Source organism: Micromonospora sp. HM134 (genome assembly GCF_007833915.1).
GTDB lineage: Bacteria > Actinomycetota > Actinomycetes > Mycobacteriales > Micromonosporaceae > Micromonospora > Micromonospora wenchangensis.
On the sequence record NZ_CP041061.1, the window covers coordinates 6,875,189 to 6,894,210 of the forward strand.

Sequence of the window (19,022 nt, forward strand, 5' to 3'; positions counted from 1 at the left end):
CCCGCCGCCCGCCCAGCCCCGGTGATCAAGAGGTTCAGGTCACCCCGGGGGTCCGGATCTGACGCAAACCTCTTGATCACCGGGGCGAGAGACGGGCGGGGGGAGGGCGGGGGGCGAGAGCCGGGGGCGGGGAGGGGTTAGGCGGGGCGGCGGGACTGGACGATGCGGAAGCGGTTGGCCACGTAGGCGCCGTCGGTCAGGGCGGCGTTGGCGGCCGGGTTCGCGCCGCTGCCGTGGAAGTCCGAGAAGGCGGCGGACTGGTTCACGAAGACCCCGCCGGTCAGGTTGGCCGACAGGTGCACCCCGGCGTCGATCGCGGCGGCCTCGGCGGCGTCCAGCACCGCCTCGTCGGTGGAGTAGACGGCGGCGGTCAGCGCGCCGCACTCCCCCACGGTGGACCGGAGGATCTCCAGGCCGTGCGCGGTCGAGTCGGTGGCGATGACGAACGAGATCGGCCCGAACCACTCCCGGCCGTAGACCTCGGTGTCGGTGGCGGCGAGCTTGACGATGGTCGGCGTCCGGACCACCGCGTCGGGCAGCGCCGGGTGCGTGACGGTACGCGACTCCAGCACCGCCTCACCGACCTTGGTGACCTCGTCGAGGCGTTCCAGCACCCCGTCGTTGACGATCGCCCCGGTCAACTCGACGCCCCGGGCCGGGTCGGCGGTGAGCTTGCCGACGGCGGCGGCGATGCCGGCGGCCACCTCGTCGAAGCTCTTGTGCCCCTGGTCGGTGTCGATGCCGGCGGCGGGGATCAGGATGTTCTGCGAGGTGGTGCACATCTGCCCGCTGTAGAGGGTCAGCGTGAAGCCGAGGTTGCGGCACATCCCGGCGAAGTCGTCGGTGGAGTCGATCACGACGGTGTTCAGGCCGGCCTTCTCGGTGTAGACCGTGGCCTGCCGGGCGTTGGCCTCCAACCAGTCGCCGTACCCGGTGGAGCCGGTGAAGTCGACGATCTTCACGGCAGGGTGCAGGGCCAGGGTCGAGGCCAGCTTCTCGCCGGGGGCCTCGGGGGCGAGCAGCACCAGGTCGGGGGCGAAGCCGGCCTCGGCGAGCACCTCCCGGGCGTACTTCACGGTGATCGCCAGCGGCAGCACCGCGCGGGGGTGCGGCTTGACCACCACCGGGTTGCCGGTGACCAGCGAGGCGAACAGCCCGGGGTACGAGTTCCAGGTCGGGAAGGTGTTGCAGCCGATGACCAGGGCCACCCCGCGCGGCACCACGTGGAACGTCTTGGTCATCCGCAGCGGGTCGCCCTTGCCGGCGGCCTTCTCCCAGCCGGCGGTCCCGGGGTGGCGGGTCATCTCCGCGTACGCGTAGGCGACCGCCTCCAGGGCCCGGTCCAGCGCGTGCGCGCCACCGGCCTGGAACGCCATCACGAACGCCTGCCCGCTGGTGAACTGCACCGCGTTGGCCAGCTCGAAGATGTGCTTGTGCAGCCGGGCGAGGATCTCCAGGCACACCCCCGCCCGGGTCTGCGGGCCGGCGTCGCGCCAGGCCGGCAGGGCGGCGGAGGCGGCGGCGACCACCTCGTCCGCGCCCGGGTGCGGGTAGCGCACGTCCAGGGCCACCCCGAACGGGCTCGTCTCGGTGGCGACCCGGTCGCCCGCGCCGGGCTGGTCGAGCGGGAAGTCACCACCGAGGTACGCCTCGAAGGCGGCCTTGCCGTCGGCGGCGGCGGTCTCGCCGTACACCCGGGGGCTGGGCGATTCGGGATACGCGGACCAGTACCCCCGCTCGGTGATCGCGGTCAGCGCCCGGTGGAGGGTGTCGGCGTGCCTGTCGTACAGCGGGTGCGGGGTCTCCGTCATGCCCGCCATCATGCAACAGATGGCGGCCAGATCAGTAGGGGCGTGTCACAGATCAGATGGTCGACTGCCACTCCGTGGACCCGGCCACCGGCCGGAACCCGAGCTGCTCGTTGATCGCGATCATGTGGCTGTTCGCCGCCGCGTTGTAGGTGTCGACCGCGCTCAGCTCCGGCTCGTACGCCAGGGTGTGTTCGAGGTTCTCGGCCTTGCAGAGCAGGCCGAGCCGGTGCCCCCGGTGGGCCGGGTCGACGATGGTGATCTGCTGCCAGGCGTGCCGGGTGGTGTTCGCGGCCAGGCTGAGCACGCTCCACCCGACCAGCCGGCCGGACGCCCCGTGCACGGCGGCGACGCTGTACCGGCGGACGCCCCGCGCGTCCAGCGCCCGCTCCATACCCTGGAGACGCTCGGCGTCCATCCGCTCGGGTTCCCACTCCAGGTCACCCAGGGGCGCGTCGGCCAGCAGCCGACCCTCCAGGTAGGCGAGGTCGGCGAGGTGTTCCGGCGGCGGGTGGCCGTGCCAGCGGACCGTGCGGTAGCCGGCGGCGGCCGACCGCGCCCCGGCCCGCAGCGCCGCCAGCCGGTCCCGGTCGAGCGCGGTGACGTCGAGCCGGCGACGGACGTCGACGAGCGCCGGCCGCGCGCCGAGCGCCGCCGCGAAGGCGGCCCCGGGAAACTCCCGCCCCACCCCCACCGGTGTCGCCCCGGCCGGCTCGTCCGGCAGCGGGGTCACGGCGGAGCCGACCACCCGCTTGCAGCCGGCCTCCCGGAGCAGCCGCCGGGCGTGGGCGAACAACGCCCGTCCCACCCCGCGCCGCCGGTACGCCGGGTCCACCGCCAGCTCGATGCTGGCGTTCTCGGTGTTGTCCAGCAGGTGCAGGTTGACCCGGACCCAACCGACGGGCACCCCGTCGAGCCGGGCCACCGACCACCGGGTGTCGATGCCGGGCATCGGGTGCCACAGCGGTGCCTCGAACCGTCGCCGGCACAGCGGCGGCAGGTCGGGGGATTCCGTCGCCTCGACCGCGGCGGCGATCCGGTAGGCCGCGTCGAGGGTGGGCTGATCGGTCCGGTCGATCGTCGCGATGTCCAGGGCCACGCCGCGAGTCTTTCCCGTGTACGACATCGGGGGCCAGCGGATTTCCGCTGGCCCCCGATTCACGTTGGTCGGGAGGGACGTTCGCACAACGCCTCCGGCGTTGGGTCGTAAGAACTTGAAAAGTCTCCGGCGAAAGCCCTCCCGCACGGAGCATCTTCCGCCGCCCGGTTCCTGCCGTCAAGTCCTTCCCGGTGGGTTTTCACCACTCACCGCGAAAACCCGGTCACCCAGAGATCCACTCGGACCGCCCTGCGCCACGATCGACACAACGGGGCCGAAGAGGCGGTGTCCCGACGCGCAGACACCGCAACGCGCGCCCCGGTGAGTCGATCATCGGGGCGGTGGCGGGGAACGACGCGCGGCGGGCAGCGGGTGGCGCGCAGGAGGGGTCAGGAGAGGAGGCCGGCGTCGCGGGCGGCGCGCAGGGACGGCTTGATCCGGTGGGTGGGGCCGACCTGGCCGGCGACCGCGTCGATGGTCTTCAGGCCCTCGCCGGTGTTGAAGACGACCGTCTCGGCGGTCGGGTCGAGCCGGCCGGACTCGACCAGCTTGCGCAGCACCGCCACGGTCACCCCGCCGGCCGTCTCGGCGAAGACGCCGGTGGTACGGGCCAGCAGCCGGATGCCGGCGCGGATCTCGTCGTCGTCGACGTACTCCATCCAGCCGCCGGTACGCCGCACGGCCTCCAGGGCGTACAGGCCGGCGGCGGGGTCGCCGATGTTGAGGGACTTGGCGATGCCGGTCGGCCGGACCGGGGTGATGGTGTCGGTGTCGGCGTGCAGGGCGGCGGCGATCGGGTTGCAACCGGCCGACTGGGCGCCGAACACCGTCCAGCCGCCGGCCGGGGCCTCGACCAGGCCGATCTCGACCAGCTCGGTGAACGCCTTGTCGATCTTGGTGAGCAGTTCGCCGGAGGCCATCGGGATGACCACCTGGGCCGGGATCCGCCAGCCGAGCTGCTCGGCCACCTCGTACCCGAGGGTCTTGGAGCCCTCGGCGTAGTAGGGCCGGACGTTGACGTTGACGAAGGCGGTGTCCTCGAACTCGTCGGTCTCCACCAGCTCGCCGCAGAGCCGGTTCACGTCGTCGTACGAGCCGTCGATGGCGACCAGGTCGCCGCCGTAGACGGCGGTGGTGATCACCTTGCCCTGCTCCAGGTCGCCCGGGATGAAGACCACCGAGGGCGCGCCGGCACGGGCCGCGTGGGCGGCCACCGAGTTGGCCAGGTTGCCGGTCGAGGCGCAGGCGAACCGCTGGAAGCCGAGCGCCTTCGCGGCGGTGAGCGCCACCGAGACCACCCGGTCCTTGAACGAGTGGGTCGGGTTGGCGCTGTCGTCCTTGACCCACAGCGGCGCGCTGATGCCCAGCTCGGCGGCGAGGTTGGGCGCCGCCACCAGCGGGGTCAGCCCCGGGTCGAGGGTGACCCGGGTGGCCGGGTCCTGGCCGGCGGGCAGGAGGGCGGCGTACCGCCAGATGTTCTGCGGGCCGGCCTCGATCTGCTCCCGGGTGACGCGCGCCAGCACGGCGGCGTCGTAGTCGACCTCCAGAGGGCCGAAACACTCGTAACAGGCGTGCTGCGCGGCGAGCGGGTAGCGCGCGGAGCAGGCGCGGCAGACCAGGGCGCGGGCGGGGCTGGCGGCGGTGTCGATACCGGGGGCGGCGAGCGTCGACGTCATGTCGATTCCTCTCATCTTTCCCCGCATCGCACCCTGCGGCGGGGACGGAATTGGCACCTGCCCCGCCGGAAGCTCAGCGATGAGCGCGGGGTGGTTGCCGGGGCGTCGTCGGGCCGTATCCCTCAGCCCCTCTGGATGAGGTATGCAGTTGTGAGGCCGAGTCTAGGCAGCTTCGCGGCCATCGCCCAGCCGGCTTCCCACGGTGTGAGCCATCCCGCTGCCGGGCACCGGCCGGGCACCCCGGCCGGCACCGATGTTTCGGGGAAGTTACCAGCTCAACACGCCCGTACGCACCGGGCGGAGAAAGCCGTACGCCGGCCCCCCGGTCGGCCCCTGACCGCGCTCCGACAGGCCGGCCCGGGCCGGCCATGGAGCCGATGACCGGTATTGCCATCGATCAGTACGGTGCGGGTCACCTGATGTCGAGAGAGGACCCCCCGGCCATGCGACGGATCCCGTTGAGCCTCACCAGCCTCGCCCTGGTCTGCCTGCTCACCGCGTGCGGGGGTGAGCAGGGCACGACGGACGGGGCGGCGCCCACGGTCGGCCCGTCCACCGGGCCCTCCACCGCGTCGGTGCTGAACGCGGCCACGCCCGAGCCGACGCCCACCAGCGCCGAGCCGACCCCGCAGAAGAAGATCGCCCCCAGCACCGCCCCGGCGGCCACCACCACCGCCCCGGCACCGGTGGTCAAGGCCCCGCTGACCTGTGCCCATCTGGCGGGCGCGAAGCTCGGCAGCAGCAAGACGCCCTACAACGGCTACCCGGACTACCTGCCACTGACCGAGGGGCAGTGGTCGGGCGAGGACGGCGCGACCGTGACGCTCCAGAAGCCCTGCGGCATCGGCGACCTCGACGGCGACGGCGCGGACGACGCGGTCGGCGTGGTCTCGCTCAACTCCGGGGGCAGTGGCACCTTCTACACCGTCGCGGTGTGGCGCAACAACGGCGGTATGCCGGTGTTCCGGGCGCTGTCCGACCTCGGCGACCGGACCCCGGTCGTGTCGGTCAGCGTGGCCGGGCGGCGGGCCACCGTGGTCTGGTTGACCCGCAGCCCCAGCCGGGGCATGGCCGAGCTGGACATCAAGCGCACGTCGGTCTACAAGCTCTCCGGCAGCACGCTCACCGAGGTGAGCCACACCGACGCCCCCTACAACCCCTGACCGGGCGCGTCGCCGGGGCCGCCTCGTCGAGGCTCCGGCGACGCGGGTCAGTGCGTCAGACCGGCACCGAGCTGGGCTCGGACACCGGGGCCGCCGGGGCGTCGGAACGCCGGCGGGTGAGCAGCGTGTCGAGCGCCCAGGAACCCGGGCCGAGCACCGCGATCAGCAGGAACGACCAGCAGAACAGCGCGGACAGCTCCCCGCCGTTGCGCAGCGGCAGCAGGCCCTCCGGCTGGTGCACCACGAAGTAGGCGTACGCCATCGAGCCGGACGCGAGCAGCGCCGCGGGCCGGGTGAAGAGGCCGGCCAGCACCAGCGCGCCGCAGACCAGCTGGATCAGCGCGGCCCACCAGCCCGGCCAGGTGCCGACCGGGACAGCCTTGCCGGTCATCGGGTTGCCGCCGAACAACCCGAAGACCGACGACAGGCCGTGCAGCGTGAACAGCAGGCCGATGACGATGCGGTACAGGGACAGGGTCGGCCCGCCGAGCCGAGAGACGTTCATGGGAACCTCCATGGAAGGGATTACGTCCCACCATGATGAGGCATCGAAGAAGTTAAATCGATAAATTCTTTGTTACTGGGAAGATCCCGTTGCGAGACAATACCCCACCCCTCGCGGCCCGGGTCGCCCGCCCGTCGCGCCGACGCCGATCCGGCCGGCGACATCCGACGCGCGCCCGGCATCCACCCGCCGCCGCACCCGCACCGACCGACCCCCGGCCGGCCGGCACGGCAACGGAACGTAATGATTGTTAACTATGAATGAACTGTCATCAAATTCATACGCCATGTTTATGGTAAATGAATATGCGCACAATTCGCGTAGCCTCCGGCGGTTGCGTCGCCGCACCGCAGTCCGGCCCGACCGCCACACCCCCGGCGACGCGGACGGCGCAACTCCCCGACCCCCGCACCGAGCGGCACCGCCACACCACTGCCGCCCGACGTGCACGTCCGCTGATCGCGCCGGCAGGCGTGGAGCCCTGCCAACCGCCCCGGCGGCAGCCGACGCCCACGACCGTCCGCCCCGGTCCGCGCGCCGGCTTCGGACGACAGCAACCGGTTGGCGCGGTATTTCCGGGAAACCCCGAAAGCCGGACCCATCAGCAATGTTCGCGGCACCCGCGCCGCGCGCCCGGCGTCCCGTCCGGGCAGCCGCCCACCGCCCCGATCCACCCACCGGGCAGTTCAAGAATCCTTAACAACCCGCATCGCAGTAATGACCGCCGTAATACGTTAATCTCGTCACCACGTTACGCCCGGAACTGCTGAACCACCCCCGGACTCATCAGCAACCGCACCGCACCCCGACCGGCCCGTGATTCTCGTGCCGGCAATTTTCCATTCCCACCGGACGATGCAACACGGTCGGCCGGCGCGGCAATTCCGTGCGTCACGTCGATTATCCATCCCCCCTGGTCGAGAGCGGTCCGGCCGCTCCCCGTCCCCGCTGACGCCACCTCGACCGGTATTCACGGAAAGGACCACCGTGCGACGTCGACCACCCCTGCCGTCACGACTGCTACCCGCATTCGGCATCCTGATTCTGCTACCCCTTCTCGCCACCCCGGCCAGCGCCGACACCCGGCCCGAATCGGTACGGCTGCTCGCCAAGGCCGCCGCCGACGAGTGTTTCGCCGGGGTCGGCGTCGACTATCCCCCCGGACCGCCCTGCGCCGAGGGACGACCCAAGGTCAACCAGTCGTACGTCTGGGGGCTCGCCCAGGCCGGCCGGCGGCTCTGGTTCGGCACCGGGGCCAACGTGCTCTGCCTCAAGCCCGAGGGCTACCAGGTCCGCGAGCCGATCCTCAACGACGACTACGTCTGCGAGTTCGGCCAGAGCCAGCCGGCCCGGGGCAACCCCAGCCTGCCGGCCACCCTCGGTGACCACCGCACCCCCGAGGTCTTCACCTACGACCTGGCCGCCGAACGGCTCACCGAACGCACCGCCGACATCACGTCCGCCTCCCCGACCGACGCGAACCTGCTCAGGACGACCGCCGGGCTGCGCAGCGCCGCCGCCCACCAGGGAGTCGTGCTGCTCGGCGGGCCGAGCGTGGTCGGCGGGGTGAACGTGTTCGCCTTCGACACCGTCACCGGCCGGTACCTCGGATCGACCAACCTCTCCGTGTACGAGAACATCCGGCACTGGGTGGTGGCCGGCGGCGTGCTCTACGCCGGGGTCGGACTGGGCGCCAACGGCGGCGAGGCGGGCAAGGTGCTGCGCTGGACCGGCGACCGCACCACCCCGTTCGCGTTCACCGAGGTCGCCGACCTGCCCACCCAGGTCGCCGACCTCACCGAACACCAGGGCCGGCTCTACGTCTCCACCTGGCCCAAGGCGATCGTCGACGGCTCGGCGGCCGGGCGCGCCGCAGCCGGCGGCCTCCCGGCGGCGTACCCGGCCGGCCCGTCGTACGCCGACGTCGGCGAGCAGGCACCCCGCGCCGGCGGCGTCCCGGCGGCGCGCGCCGACGCCGGTGATGGCACCGACCCGGCCGACCTGGCCGGGATCTGGATGAGCCCGCCGCTGGCGGCCGGCGCGCCCGGACTGAACCCGGAGGACGCCGGCAGTTGGGCGCAGGTCTGGTCGGCCGCCGACTACGAGCCGGACCCGGTGGTCCGCCGGGCGTACGCCCTCGGTGGGCTCGCCTCCTTCGGCGGCCGGCTCTACTGGGGCACCATGCACGTGCCGTTGCAGGCGACCGCCCTGCACGTGTCGGTGTACCCGCCGCGCAGCCCGGCACAGCTCCAGGCCACCGTGCAGAACACCCAGCGGGCGTTCGCCGTCTTCCGAGGCCAGGACCTCGGCGGTACGCGCGAACGGGTCGAGACCCTCTACGGCGAGTCGACGTTGCCGGCGTACGACCCGGCCGCGAACAACGGCGGCGGGGCGTGGGCCCCGGCACCCACCGGGTCGACCCCGGTCTACGGCGGTTCCGGCTTCGGCGACCCGTTCAACCTGTACGCCTGGAAGATGGCGGTGGCCGGCGGCCGGCTCTACGTCGGCACCATGGACTTCGCCTACATCTCGCTGGACGGTGAGCTGCCCACGCCCCCGGCCGGCACGGCGACCAGCCCGCCGACCTTCGGGGCGGACCTGTGGTCGTTCGACGCGCCCGGCCGGCCGGCCCGCGCGGTCGACACCGGCGGCTTCGGCAACCCGCTCAACCAGGGCGTCCGCACCATGGTGGTGGACGGTTCCACGCTCTACCTCGGGATGGCGAACCCGATGAACCTGCGTACCGACCCGACGCCCGGCGTGCCGAAGGGCGGCTGGGAGCTGATCCGGGTGAGCCGACGCTGACCCGGGCCGGCTGATCGTGGCCCGGCGGACGGTACGGTCCCCACCGTCCGCCGGGCCACCCGACGCGGCCCGACCCGCCCGTCCGGGGCGTCCGGCGGGCGGGTCGGGGCGGTCACGGGGTGGCGAGGGCCTCGGTGGGGGCGAGCCGGCTGGCCCGGATCGCCGGGTAGAGCCCGGCCAGCGCGCCGATGCCGATGGTCGCCCCGATGCCGCCGGCCACCACCCAGAGCGGCACCACCGTCGGCCAGCTCTGTGAGCTGGCGTAGCCGGCGGTGACCAGGCCGCCGAGCAGCACCCCACCCAGCCCGCCCAGGGCGGACAGCAGCAGCGACTCGGCGAGGAACTGGGTGCGGATCTGCCCCCGGGTGGCGCCCAACGACCGCCGCAGCCCGATCTCGGCCCGCCGCTCGATCACCGAGATGACCATGGTGTTGGCCACCCCGACCCCGCCGACCAGCAACGCCACCGCGCCCAGGCCGAGCAGCAGGCCGGTGAACGCCTCGTCGGTGGCCTGCCGGGCGGCGAGCGCGTCCGACGGCCGGGACACCTGGATCTCGTTGGACTGTTCCGGGTTGGCCGTCGCCGCCAGCACCGCCCGGACGGCCTCGACGTGCTGCTCGGCCGAGCGGGTGTAGATCCGGGTCGGGTGCCCGTCCAGGCCCAGGTAGGTGGTCGCCGCCGACCAGCCGACCAGCGCCGACGAGTCGAGTTCCGGCGCGAGCGGGACCGGTTGCAGGATGCCGATCACGGTGAACCACCGCCCGTCCAGGTAGACCTGGATGTCCGGCCCGGCCGCGCCGAGCCCGAGCCGCTCGGCGGCCACCGACCCGAGGACCGTGGCCGGATACCGCGCGGTGGCCTCGTTGAGCCACGTCCCGCTGGCCAGCGCACCGCCGACGGTGTCGAGCAGGTCCAGCTCCACCGCCTGGGTGCCGAGGCCACCGGTCTGCGCCGCCGGAATCCGGTCCGACCGGTAGACCGGCATGTCGGCGAGCTGGGCGGTGGCCGACACCTGGCGTACCGGGCCGATCCGGCTGATCATGCCGACCGCCTCGACCGGCAGTTGGGCGTCCGCGCCGAACAGGGTGCTGCCCGGCGCGACGGTGAGCAGGTTGGTGCCGAGGGCGGCCAGCGTCCGGTCCAGGTCGGCCCGGGACGACGAGGAGATGCCGACCACGCTGATCATCGCCGCGATGCCGATGGCGATGCCCAGGGCGGACAGGAACGCCCGCAACGGCCGGGTCCGCAGCCCCACTCCGCCGACCCGCAGCACGTCCCGTGGGCTCAGCCGGGCCGGCCGCAGCCGCTCCGGCCGCCCGGCACCGGTCCGCGGCGTCCCGGTGGTCGGCCGTACCGGTGTCGTGGTCATCGTGGTACCCCCTCGGTCGGCGCGGCGGAGTCCGCCACGATCAGCCCGTCGCGCATCTGCACCTGCCGGGGCAGGCTCGCCGCGATCTCGCGGTCGTGGGTGATCACCACGATGGTGGTGCCGGCCGCGTGCAGCTCGTGCAGCAGCTCCATCACCCCGGCGCCGGAGCTGGAGTCGAGGTTGCCGGTCGGCTCGTCGGCCAGCAGCAGCGGCGGTTCGCCGACCACCGCCCGGGCGATCGCCGCCCGCTGCCGCTCGCCGCCGGAGAGCTGGTGCGGCCGGTGGTCCAGCCGGTGCCCCAGGCCGACCCGTCGCAGCGCCGCCTCCGCCCGCCGCCGCCGCTCCCGCCGGGGCACCCCGGCATAGAGCAGGCCGTCCGCCACGTTCTCCACCAGGGGTACGCCGGCAGCCAGGTGGAACTGCTGGAACACGAAGCCGATCCGGCTGGCCCGCAACGCGGACAGCTCCCGGTCGGACAACCGGGCGGCGTCGTACCCGTCGATGTGGACCGCGCCCGACGTGGGCCGGTCCAGCGTGCCGATCACGTTGAGCATGGTGGACTTCCCCGATCCGGACGGGCCGACGATGGCCACCAGGGCACCCCGGTCGACGGTCATCGAGACCCCGCCGAGGGCGGCGACCGTGTCGCCGTAGCGTTTCGTCACGTCGCGCAGCTCGACCACGGGGTGGGCGACCCCTGCCGGTTCAGTCACCGGGCATCCCCACGGTCAGCCCCTCGGTGACCGCCCCGCCGGAGACCTCCACCCGGCCGTCGGCGAACAGGCCGGTACGCACCGCCACGATCCGGGTGCCGCCCTCCTCGACCACCTCCAGCCCGTAGCCGCCCTCGGCGAGGGTGAGCAGCGCCGCCACCGGGACGGTGAGCACGTCGGCGCGTTCCGAGGCGACGAGGCCGACGTCGACCGCCGCCTTGTCGTAGCCGGCCAGGGCCTTGGCGTCGTTCCCGGTGATGGTCACCTCGATCTTGGTGTCGGTCTCCGCGTCCTTGCCGGTGGTCGCCGCCGAGGTCTGCACCACCGTCTCGACCGTGTCGACCCGGCCGGTGCTGCGGGTGCCGTCGGGCAGCGTGATGGTCACCTCCGCGCCCTTGCGGGCCAGCCGCTGGTCCTCGACGTCGAGGGTGCAGGTGACCAGCCGGGCCGTGCCGGTGGTCGAGAGGACCACCTTGCCCGCGCCGACGGTGTCGCCCACCTCCACGCCATGGCTCTCCACCCGGACCTCGCCGGGGGCGTAGACGATCCGGGCCGGCTCGACCTGGCCGGTCTCGGGCAGGCCAAGGTCCTCCTGCCAGTCCCGGACCGCGTCGGCGGTCGCCGAGGTGAAGTCCTCGTCGACGGTGAAGCCGGTGTGCCCGAGCGCGGCGAGGTTCTGCTCGAACTGCTTGACGTCGGTGCCGCTGACCCCGGAGCGCAGCATCCGGTACGCCGGCAGGCCGCCGTAGAGCAGCACCACCGGTTCGTCGTCGATCCGGTAGAGCGCCTTGCCCCGCTTGACCGTCGCGCCGCCCTCGGCGAGCCAGGTGACCGTCCCGCCCAGTCGGCTGTCCCGGGCGCGCGGGGTGCCGTACCCCAGTTCGCCGTTCTTGGTCTCCCGGTCGACCAGGTTCTGCCGGGTGACGGTGGTGGTCGCCGGTGGCCGGCGGTCGAGCGAGGCCGACCGGTCGGCGTGGCCGCCGCTGGCGAAGGTGACCGCCGTGCCCGCCACCGCCACCACGAGCAGCCCCGCCGCGCCGAGCAGGAACCCCGGTCGCGGGCGTCGCCGCCGGGCCGGTGACGGCTGCGCCCCGACGGCGGACGATCCGACGGCGGCCGGTGCGTCGGTGGGCGGCTCGGTGGGCCGGGGTGTGCCGGTCATGACGTCCCCCGGCGTTCACCCAGGTTGGGCACGGTCTCCCGGCACTTGTCGAACGCGGTCCGCACCGCCGGGTCCTTGAGGTCGATGTTGGCCCGGCCGGGCTGGATGCGCCCGTCGGCGGACGGGTCGGGGAAGTTCGGCACGCCGTTCTCCCGCATACACCGGGCCAGCTTGCGCACCTGCTCGACCTGGCCGGCGTCGAGCTGCCGGGGCTGCCCGCCGTTGGGGGCGTACTCGCGGCACTGCTGGAGCGCCGCCTGCACCTTCGCCGGGTCGACGTCGCCGCCGAAGTCGAACCGTGGCCCGTTCTGCCCCGGCTGCGGGTCCGGCACGTCGAGCCCCTGCTCGCGCAGGCACGCGGTGAACTTGAGCTGGCGTTCCTCGTCGCTCATCCCGGCGGCGGCGGACAGCGAGGGCGTCGTGTCGCCCCCACCACCGGCGCTGGCCACCCCGGGATCGTCGTCGCCACCGGACTGGCAGCCGCTCACGGCCAGGGCCGCCACCACGGGCAGGGCCAGGAGCAGGCGTAGCGGATGTCGTCGCATCGTTGGTCTCCCTTCCGGCCGGCAGAGAGCCGGCATTAGGGATAACTCAACTCCTGAGGCGGTATCCAGGGCGTAAGCGGCGACGTTAACGCGGTGGTTATCCCCGCATGGGTGAGGATGGAACGGTGCGCGTACTGGTGTGCGAGGACGAGAAACTGCTCGCGGACGCGATCGCCGAATGGCTGCGCCGGGAGGCGTTCGCGGTCGACGTGGCGTACGACGGCGACGCGGCCCTGGAACGCATCGGTGTCAACGGGTACGACGTGGTCGTGCTCGACCGGGACCTGCCCGTCGTGCACGGCGACGACGTGTGCCGGGCACTGGTCCGCGCCGAGCGGGACACCCGGGTGCTGATGCTGACCGCTGCCGCCGCCGTCCGGGAACGGGTCGCCGGCCTGGCCATCGGGGCCGACGACTACCTCACCAAGCCGTTCGCGTTCGTCGAGTTGAGCGCCCGGGTGCACGCGCTGACCCGGCGCACCCGGCCGGCCGCCCCGCCGAAGCTGACCCGGGCCGGGATCGTCCTGGACCCGTCCCGGCTGGAGGTCACCCGGGACGGGCACTTCGTACCGTTGTCCCGTAAGGAGTTCGGCGTGCTGGCCGAGCTGCTGCGCGCCGACGGCGCGGTGGTCTCCGCCGAGGAGCTGCTGGAACGGGCCTGGGACGAGCACATCGACCCGATGACCAACGTGCTGCGGGTCACCGTGATGAAGTTGCGCCGCAAGCTCGGCGACCCGCCGGTCATCGAGACGGTGCCCGGGGTGGGATACCAGATCCGATGAGGAAACCGACCATCCGGGCCAGGCTGACCCTCATCTACGGCGGCCTGTTCCTGCTCGCCGGCACGGTGCTGCTCGCCGTGACGTACGTGCTGGTCGACCAGCGGCTCGCCCACGGTCTCGGGTTCAACCTGCGCGGCACCGGCGGCAAGGAGTCGATCTCGCTGCCGCAGGGCACGCAGATCAACGCCAACCAGGCCGAACACCTGCGCGACATCGTCCGGCAGGTGCAGGACGACGCCCGCCGCGACGCCCTCGACTCGCTGCTCACCCAGGGCGGGGTGGCCCTGGCCGTGGTGACCATCGCCGCGGTCGCGTTCGGCTGGCTGGTCGCCGGCCGGGCGTTGCAGCCGTTGCAGCAGATCACCGGCACCGCCCGCCGGATCGCCGGTGCCGACGGCGCCGGCCGGGGGCTGCACGAGCGGATCGCCCTGGTCGGGCCGACCGACGAGGTGAAGGAGCTGGCCGACACGTTCGACCTGATGCTCGAACGCCTCGACCGGTCCTTCGACGGGCAGCGGCGCTTCGTCGCCAACGCCTCGCACGAACTGCGTACCCCGCTGGCGATCAACCGGTCCCTGGTGGAGCTGGCGATCACCAGGCCGGACGCCCCGCCCGAACTGCGGCAGCTCGGGGAGACCCTGCTGGCCGTCAACGAACGCCACGAACGGCTGATCGACGGGTTGCTCACCCTCGCCGACTCGGAGAACGCCCTGGCCGAACACGCCGAGGTGGACCTCGCCGAGATCGCCGGGCACGTCGCCGAGCAGACCGCCCGGTCCACCACGCTCGCCGTCACCCGCGACCTGGCCCCGGCGCGTACGGCCGGCGACCCGGTCCTGCTGGAACGGCTCACCCAGAACCTGGTGGAGAACGCCGTCCGGCACAACGTCGACACCGACGGCTGGCTCTCGGTCGCCACGGCGGTGGTCGACGGTCGGGCCACCCTGACCGTCAGCAACAGCGGGCCGGTGGTGCCCGGCTACGAGGTCGAGACGATGTTCCTGCCGTTCCGCCGGCTCAACCGGGAGCGGGTCGCCGGTCAGCGGGGCTTCGGCCTGGGGCTTTCCATCGTCCGGGCGGTGGCGCGGGCACACGGCGGGACGGTGCGGGCCGTCCCCCGCCCCGACGGCGGCCTGGTGGTAACCGTCTCCCTCCCCAGCCCCTCCTGACCCGGCTCCGCGCCCGACCACTGGCGAGGGCCCAGCGGGGCCTTTCACCAGCGGCAGTTCGTGGCTCGACACGAACGCCGCATCTGCACCCGTCGCAGCCGTCTCCGATAGTGTCCGACCCGACACAGAGCGAGGCGGTCTCACGTCGTCACCTCTGGAGGGACGGGTCCCACAGCCTCACGATCAACTCGATGGGGCCGATGATGCGGTGTCCGGTGATCGGCGATACCGCAACATCGGCCCCATTGCGAAGCACTTCGCCGCGTCGGCCTAGCTGGTGACGTCCTTGCGGGTGAAACGCCAGAAGGCCAGGCCCCAGAACAGGGTGGCGTAGCTGACCGCCGAGATCGCGCCCCGGACCACGTCGTCGGTCTGCATCGGGGTGGACAGCAGGCCCAGCCAGGCGCTGCTGTAGTGGGTCGGCAGGAAGTCACGCAGCACCCCCAGCGCGGTGATCTGGTCCAGGATGCTGGACAGGATCCACAGCAGCACCGCGCCACCGACCGCACCCAGCGCGGCATCCGTGACCACCGACAGCAGGAACGCCAGCCCGGCCACCACCAGCAGCACCACCGCCAGGTAGCCGAGCACCGCCAGCAGCCGGACCAGCCCCTCGGTCGGGGTCAGCTCGGCGGCGACCTGGCTGGTCAACGGCGACCAGCCGTAGCGCAGGGTGCCGGCGAGCAGGGCCGTGCCGGCCAGCAACAGCAGGGCCAGCCCCGAGTACGCCAGCGCCACCGACAGCTTCACCGTCAGCAGCCGGGCCCGGGGCACCGGCACCGCCAACAGGTAGCGCAGGCTGCCCCAGCTCGCCTCGCTGGCGACCGTGTCACCACAGAACAGCGCCACCACCACGACCAGCAGGAACGACGCCGACACCAGGATCGAGAAGAGGGTGAAGTTGAGCCCGCCCGAGGTGGCCAGGTCGGCGAGGCTGGCGAACTCGCCCCGGCCCCCGCCGTCGTCGTCCCCGGACTCGAACTGGAACGCCACCAGGATGATCAACGGCAGCAGCACCATGAACCCGAGCGCCAACTGGGTACGTCGCCGCGACGCCTGCCTGCGGAACTCCGCCCCGAACGGCAGGGTCACCCCCGGCCGGTACCCGGCCGCCGCCCCACCCGGCCCGAACGATCCCACCGAAGAACCTGCCATCACCGGTCACCGCTTCCCCGAGAGTTCTCGCCCACCAGGGCGAGGAACGCGTCCTCCAGGCGACGCCGGGGCACCACCCGGTCCACCCCGATCCCGGCCCGGACCAGCTCGGCCACCACCTCGCTGCGGGCGGTGCCGTTGGTGTCCACCACCAGCCCACCGGCGTCGTCGGCGGTCAGCACCTGCACCGCGTCGAGGCGGCTCAGCACCTCCCGCGCGGCGGCCTGGTCGGTCACCTCGAACAGGGTGCTCGGCGACTCGCCGACGATCTCCTCCACCGGGCCGGACGCGACGATCCGGCCCTTGTTCACCACCACCGCGTGCGTGCAGGTCTGCTCCACCTCGGCCAACAGGTGACTGGAGACCAGCACCGCCCGGCCGTCGGTGGCGTACCGCTGGAGCACCCGGCGCATCTCGGCGATCTGCGGCGGGTCCAACCCGTCGGTCGGTTCGTCGAGCACCAGCAGCTCCGGCAGGCCCAGCATGGCCTGCGCGATGGCCAGCCGCTGCCGCATCCCGTGGCTGTAGTTCTTGGTCCGCCGGTGCACCGAGTCACCCAGGCCGGCGATCTCCAACGCCTCGTCGAAGTGCGCGTCGGCCCACGGCCGGCCGGTCGCCCGCCAGTACGCCTTCAGGTTGTCCAGGCCGGACAGGTGCGGCAGGAAACCGGGCCCCTCCACCAGCGCGCCGATCCGCGACAGCACCGGCGAGCCGGGCACCAGCCGGTGCCCGAAGACGTAGATCTCCCCGGCGGTCGGCTGGGTCAGCCCCATCAGCACCCGCAGGGTGGTGGTCTTGCCCGCCCCGTTCGGGCCGAGCAGCCCCATCACCTGGCCGGGGTGCACCTCGAAGTCCACCCGGGACACCGCCACGAACCCGTCCGCGTACTCCTTGCGCAGGTCACGGACGGCGAGCGGGATGCCCGCGTACTCGGGATGGACGGAGTCGTCCTGGCGGCGGTGCCGGCGGCGGACCACGGCGACGACCACGACGAGCCCGACCAGGATCGTTGCCAGCAGGCCGACCAGCACCCAGCGCCACACCGTCGCGGTGGTCGGGATCGGCGTGGCGGTGACCGTCGGCAGGCTCACCGCCCCGTCGACCGCCACCGTGTAGACGGCCGGCGCGGCCGGCGTGGTGTACGCCTGGTCGGCGGTGGCCAGCACCACCCGCAGCCGGTGCCCGGCCTCGACCCGGCGGACGATCGCCGGCAGGGTGACCTGGACCGGCTGCGCGGCGTCGATCGTGGCCGGCAGCCCGGTCAACCGGATCGGGGCGACCAGCCCGTCGGGCAGCGTCGCCGCGCCGGCCGGGTCGACGTCGTAGAGCTTGGCGAACAGGACCGCCTCGCCGGTCGCCGACGCGGCCCGGACGGTGACGGTGGGTGCGCCCACCACGTCCACCGCCTCGGTCAGCGGCGTCGACTCGAACCGGGCGTGCTGGCCGGGCACGTCGCCGGCCACCCCGTCGAGCAGGGAGCCGAGCGACCCGGCGAACGGGATCGCGGAGATCGCCGCCGGGTTGCCGTTGGGCGGGTTGGCGACCGGTTGGGCCGGCCCGGCGACCGGCACCTCCCGCCGGGCGTCCCCGGTCACCCCGGGATAGTCGGCGGTGCGGTAGCCGGTGGCGACCAGTCCCCGGTCGAGGGCGTCGAAGCCGGCGATCCGGGAGAACGTGAAGTCGTCGCCGGGGGCCGCGCCGGTGCCCTTGACGTAGTGGTCGAGCCACTGCACGGTCAGGTACTTCACCCGGTCGGAGTCGCTGGTCGGCCCGGTGCCGCCGTCGTGGCCGCCGGTGAACCAGGCCACCCGCACGGGGGTGCCGGCGGCGGCGATGCCACGCGCGTTGGCGTCCGCCTCGGTGAGCGGGAAGAGGGTGTCCGCCTCGCCCTGCACCAGCAGGGCTGGGGCCTTGATCCGGCCCAGCACGTCGGCCGGGGACGAGCGCCGCAGCAGGTCCACCGCCGCCTGGTCGGCCCGCCCGGTGGTGGCGATCCGCAGGTACGCGGCGCAGACGTCGGCGGCGAACCGGCCGCACGACGGGTCGGCGGCGGCCCCCGGCACACGCGGCGACCGGCTGCCCGGCCCGTTGCCCGGCTGCGGGCTGGGCGCGCCGGCCGACGCGGGTGCCCCCTCCGGCTGGGCGGCGGCGGTGTTGCCGGAGAGCCCGGCCGGCCCGGAACCGGCGCTGCCGCCGCCCCCGAAGAAGATGCCGGCCCACCCCTTCTTGAACACACCCTCGGTGGCCGGCTTACCGGTGCCCTCCGGCAGGAAGGCGCGGGACAGGTCGTTCCAGGTGATCATGGGGACGATCGCGTCGACCCGGGGGTCCTGGGCGGCCAGCAGCAGGGCCAGGCCGCCGCCGTACGAGCCGCCGACCACCCCGACCCGGGGGTCACCGGCGGCGTCGGTACGCACGTCGGGGCGGCCCGCCAGCCAGTCCAGCAGCCGCTGGGCGTCGCGCACCTCGTAGTCGGGGCTGTCCAGGTGGATCTGGCCGCCGCTGCGGCCGAAGCCCCGCGCCGTCCAGGTCAGCACCGCGTAGCCCTGCCCCACCAGGTCCTCGGCGTCGGCGCGGACCGAGTCCTTCGTACCGCCGAAGCCGTGTGCCAGCAGCACGGCCGGGACCTTCCGGCCGGCCGACGCGCCCTTCGGCAGGTAGAAGGTGGTGTCCAGGTCGACGGGCTCGTCGCCGGCCGGCCCGGAACGCACGGTGAGCATGGTCGACTCGGTGCGGAAGTCCGGCCGGTCCGGCCAGACCGCCCAGCCGACGACCGCCGCCAGCAGGACGACGACCACCGACGCGGCGACCGCGCGACGGCCGGTGGGCAGGGCACGGCGGACCCGCGCGGCCGACAACGGCGATTTCATTCGGCTCACGGTACGGCCCGAAACCTGAGCGTTGGCTGAGATCCGCCGTACGTCCGTCCTGACCAGCCGATCGGCGGTCGGACAGGGCAAACCGCACAAGGTCACCCGGCGTTCACGCAGAACGAATTCGGATTACGTGAATTCACGCGTAAGGCGCGATACCGCTATGGAAACGAGCATGTCACCGTGACAACAGTACGC

General features: G+C 73.1%; 14 protein-coding genes and 1 riboswitch. Of the genes, 4 read left to right on the forward strand and 10 right to left on the reverse strand.

Annotation, left to right across the window (positions count from 1 at the left end):
* Positions 1 to 137: 137 nt before the first annotated feature.
* The 3 genes from paaN to thrC form a co-directional block, all read right to left on the reverse strand.
* Positions 138 to 1,811, reverse strand: a complete 1,674-nt coding sequence (gene paaN, locus FJK98_RS29925) for a phenylacetic acid degradation protein PaaN (protein ID WP_194823038.1) — start codon at positions 1,809 to 1,811, stop codon at positions 138 to 140.
* 52 nt (positions 1,812 to 1,863) lie between these two features.
* Entirely contained in the window at positions 1,864 to 2,907 is a 1,044-nt protein-coding gene (locus tag FJK98_RS29930; protein ID WP_240762429.1) for a GNAT family N-acetyltransferase, read from the reverse strand.
* A gap of 389 nt (positions 2,908 to 3,296) precedes the next feature.
* Complete coding sequence (gene thrC / locus FJK98_RS29935; protein WP_145922008.1) at positions 3,297 to 4,583, reverse strand: threonine synthase; 1,287 nt, start codon at positions 4,581 to 4,583, stop codon at positions 3,297 to 3,299.
* 8 nt (positions 4,584 to 4,591) lie between these two features.
* Positions 4,592 to 4,725: riboswitch (SAM riboswitch) on the reverse strand.
* 277 nt (positions 4,726 to 5,002) lie between these two features.
* On the opposite strand from thrC, the gene FJK98_RS29940 reads away from it, so the two are divergent.
* Positions 5,003 to 5,746 carry a hypothetical protein gene (locus FJK98_RS29940; RefSeq protein ID WP_145922009.1) on the forward strand — a complete coding sequence of 248 codons (744 nt, stop codon included), beginning with the start codon at positions 5,003 to 5,005 and terminating at the stop codon, positions 5,744 to 5,746.
* 55 nt (positions 5,747 to 5,801) lie between these two features.
* On the opposite strand, the gene FJK98_RS29945 is transcribed toward FJK98_RS29940, so the two are convergent.
* Entirely contained in the window at positions 5,802 to 6,251 is a 450-nt protein-coding gene (locus FJK98_RS29945; RefSeq protein WP_145922010.1) for a DoxX family protein, read from the reverse strand.
* A gap of 987 nt (positions 6,252 to 7,238) precedes the next feature.
* Between FJK98_RS29945 and FJK98_RS29950 the strand changes: the two genes are divergently transcribed.
* Positions 7,239 to 9,056, forward strand: a complete 1,818-nt coding sequence (locus FJK98_RS29950; protein ID WP_240762430.1) for a hypothetical protein — start codon at positions 7,239 to 7,241, stop codon at positions 9,054 to 9,056.
* Positions 9,057 to 9,168: 112 nt separating this feature from the next.
* Here the strand turns inward: FJK98_RS29950 and FJK98_RS29955 are convergent, their stop codons facing one another.
* Genes FJK98_RS29955 through FJK98_RS33420 form a run of 4 tightly spaced genes read right to left on the reverse strand, consistent with a single transcriptional unit; the run spans position 9,169 to position 12,845 of the window.
* Entirely contained in the window at positions 9,169 to 10,425 is a 1,257-nt protein-coding gene (locus tag FJK98_RS29955) for an ABC transporter permease (protein ID WP_145922011.1), read from the reverse strand.
* Positions 10,422 to 11,108, reverse strand: coding sequence for an ABC transporter ATP-binding protein (locus FJK98_RS29960; protein ID WP_205789565.1), 687 nt, complete (start codon positions 11,106 to 11,108; stop codon positions 10,422 to 10,424). Before FJK98_RS29960 ends, FJK98_RS29955 begins: the two co-directional genes overlap by 4 nt.
* A 22-nt stretch (positions 11,109 to 11,130) precedes the next feature.
* Entirely contained in the window at positions 11,131 to 12,300 is a 1,170-nt protein-coding gene (locus FJK98_RS29965) for a peptidoglycan-binding protein (protein ID WP_145922012.1), read from the reverse strand.
* Complete coding sequence (locus FJK98_RS33420; RefSeq protein WP_168222571.1) at positions 12,297 to 12,845, reverse strand: hypothetical protein; 549 nt, start codon at positions 12,843 to 12,845, stop codon at positions 12,297 to 12,299. The genes FJK98_RS29965 and FJK98_RS33420 overlap by 4 nt, the downstream gene beginning before the upstream one ends.
* A 125-nt stretch (positions 12,846 to 12,970) precedes the next feature.
* Between FJK98_RS33420 and FJK98_RS29975 the strand changes: the two genes are divergently transcribed.
* Both FJK98_RS29975 and FJK98_RS29980 read left to right on the forward strand, forming a co-directional pair.
* Entirely contained in the window at positions 12,971 to 13,627 is a 657-nt protein-coding gene (locus FJK98_RS29975; RefSeq protein ID WP_194823035.1) for a response regulator transcription factor, read from the forward strand.
* Positions 13,624 to 14,796 (forward strand): HAMP domain-containing sensor histidine kinase, encoded by a 1,173-nt coding sequence (locus FJK98_RS29980; RefSeq protein ID WP_145922014.1) that lies wholly within the window; start codon positions 13,624 to 13,626, stop codon positions 14,794 to 14,796. The genes FJK98_RS29975 and FJK98_RS29980 overlap by 4 nt, the downstream gene beginning before the upstream one ends.
* Positions 14,797 to 15,066: 270 nt before the next feature.
* On the opposite strand, the gene FJK98_RS29985 is transcribed toward FJK98_RS29980, so the two are convergent.
* Positions 15,067 to 15,951, reverse strand: a complete 885-nt coding sequence (locus FJK98_RS29985) for an ABC transporter permease (RefSeq protein WP_145922015.1) — start codon at positions 15,949 to 15,951, stop codon at positions 15,067 to 15,069.
* On the reverse strand, positions 15,951 to 18,821 hold the full coding sequence (locus FJK98_RS29990; protein WP_145922016.1) for an alpha/beta fold hydrolase: 2,871 nt from the start codon (positions 18,819 to 18,821) through the stop codon (positions 15,951 to 15,953). Before FJK98_RS29990 ends, FJK98_RS29985 begins: the two co-directional genes overlap by 1 nt.
* Between the last annotated feature and the right edge of the window lie 201 nt (positions 18,822 to 19,022).